Source organism: Slackia sp., assembly GCF_977041755.1.
In genome coordinates this window covers 1-2,132 of the sequence record NZ_CDRRGL010000210.1, presented here as the reverse complement: position 1 = coordinate 2,132, position 2,132 = coordinate 1, and the positions used below count along the sequence as shown (strand labels likewise).

The 2,132-nt window shown below is 55.2% G+C and carries 2 protein-coding genes and 1 riboswitch; of the genes, one reads left to right on the top strand and one right to left on the bottom strand.

Annotated features, from left to right (window positions below; genetic code table 11):
* A partial coding sequence (locus ACWI8T_RS09595) for a deoxyguanosinetriphosphate triphosphohydrolase family protein (protein WP_449138786.1) occupies positions 1–1,222 on the bottom strand: 1,222 nt, incomplete at its 3' end.
* Positions 1,223–1,578: 356 nt separating this feature from the next.
* Positions 1,579–1,687: riboswitch (glycine riboswitch) on the top strand.
* Positions 1,688–1,849: 162 nt separating this feature from the next.
* Between ACWI8T_RS09595 and ACWI8T_RS09590 the strand changes: the two genes are divergently transcribed.
* Positions 1,850–2,132 (top strand): alanine:cation symporter family protein (locus ACWI8T_RS09590; protein WP_449138785.1); only part of this gene is annotated, 283 nt, incomplete at its 3' end.

Sequence of the window (2,132 nt, the reverse complement as noted above, 5' to 3'; positions counted from 1 at the left end):
CCTGCCGGTAGTCGATTCCGTCGAAGTAGCTGCGGAAATCTACGTGGCGGCTGCTGTGGGGGCAGATGAATTTATGGGCGGCTAGGAAATACTCGTCGGTCATTGCGGCGAGATAGTCGACGACGATTTGGTGCGGCTCTTCCTTCCGGTAGGGCGCATCGTCGTCGTAAAGGCGGCGCTGGTGTTCGATCTTTTCGATGTGATGCTTGAAGAGCGGGGAGCTTTCGTTGTTCGTTTTCAGGTCGCGAAGCAGCTGCTCGTAGAGCTCCTCGAACATAGGGCGAATTTCTTCTTCGTAAATATCGCCCTGATCGCCGGCCAAATAGATGCGTTCGTAGTTTTCGGCTTTTGCGGTTTTGAGCGCTGCGAAGGCGTCATCGCTCATCTCGATATGGTCGCGAAGGTAGCTATGTTCGACGATATCGACGGTGAGATTGTTGATGATTTCCGCATTCATGACCCCCATGGGGCCGGCGGTGAAGTGTTTGTCCGATTCGAGCGCGCCGACGCCCATGGCGTCTTGGCGATCTTTGCCCACATACGCAATCATGTCGGAAATGCGCACCACACAGCCCTCGAGCGTTGCTGGACGCAAGTGCCCGATGGCCGATTCGTCGATATAACACGCTTCCATATGGGCATCGAAATCGTCGAAGGAATGCGTGGCGCCCAAATAGAACGTTTTCTGGCTGCTTTCGCCGTTGTGGCACAATACGCCGTCGAGCGTTTGTAGGCTTACGTTGCGAGCGTACAGATGGTCGAGCACCCGTGCGCTGTGGACGTTATGGTTGAAATAGCGCCCTGTGTCGGCATAGTAAAGGTCGTTCAGGATATGTTCGCCCGCATGTCCGAAGGGCGTGTGTCCCAAATCGTGACCGAGGGCAATGGCTTCCGTGAGGTCTTCGTTCAGGCGCAGCATGCGTGCGATGGTGCGCGCGGTGCGGGCGACGAGTTGCACGTGCAGGCCGCGTCGTGAGATGTCGTCATTGCGCACGAAGCTGAATACCTGGGTTTTGCCCGCATACCGGTTATAGGGCGGAACGTTGAGGATCTTATCGATGTCTCGACAGAACGGGGGGCGGTGCAGCCGTTGTGACATGTCTCGCTTGGGGTTGCGTCGTATAACGTCTTCGTTCTTGCAGCGATAGGGGTTGGAAATGCCTTTATCGGTATCGGCATTCCACCGATCGATGAACTCGGAAGAGAAGTTGTTGTAGGCCATGGCTGCTCCTTGGCTGCGTTTCGAAAGTCGATATGCCGAGTATACGACATCGGTGCGTGCCGGCTGCAGGGAAGCGAAAAGGGCTTCGCATGTGCGATTTCGGTCATTCATAAGCGGGTGCTTTTAATTGGGCGGTCGTACTTGTCAACCTTCTATGCTTCCTTGAAACCTTTTTGAAAAAATTGTTCCACTGTAGCGTGCGATAGTGATATAGTCTCCGTCAGCACCTTGAGGGATTGAGGTTAGCCTTTTTCCTCTCTCTTGTCGCTCTTCTCAATCCTCCAAGGTTACAAGTGCATAGCGCCACCCCGTCGATACGTCTTGAATCGAAGCTTTCCCGGCCGAGACTGGACGCGTTAGGGGCCTCTGGAGAATCCCAATCATTTGGGTGCCGAAGGGGCAAGCGCCGCGAAACCCATGATCGCGCGGCGTGAAACTCTCAGGCAAAAGGACAGAGCAGCTTCGCAGCTTGTTGCAGGTATTCGTGTATGCGTATTCCCGCAGCAGCTCTTCTTCTGTTTTTCATTTCTCCTTATATTCCAAGGCTCCTTCGCTTTCTGAAAGCGTGTCGCGCGCGGCGTTAGATAGTCGGACGTTTCGCGATGCGGAATGAAGAAAGGAAGAGTTGTGGAACAGTTTTTCGCCACGGTGAACAGCATTTTGGTCGCCATCGACGATTTTATTTGGGGCGTGCCGCTTATGGTCCTCATTTTAGCCGGCGGCATTCTGCTGACCGTGCGCCTGCGCGGCCTGCAGTTTTCCAAGTTGCCCCGCGCGCTTCGCTACATGATGAAGAATGAAAAGGGCGATGACGCTCACGGCGAGGTGTCGAGCTTCGGCGCGCTGTGCACGGCGCTTTCGGCCACCATCGGCACCGGCAACATCGTGGGCGTTGCGACGGCTATCGTTG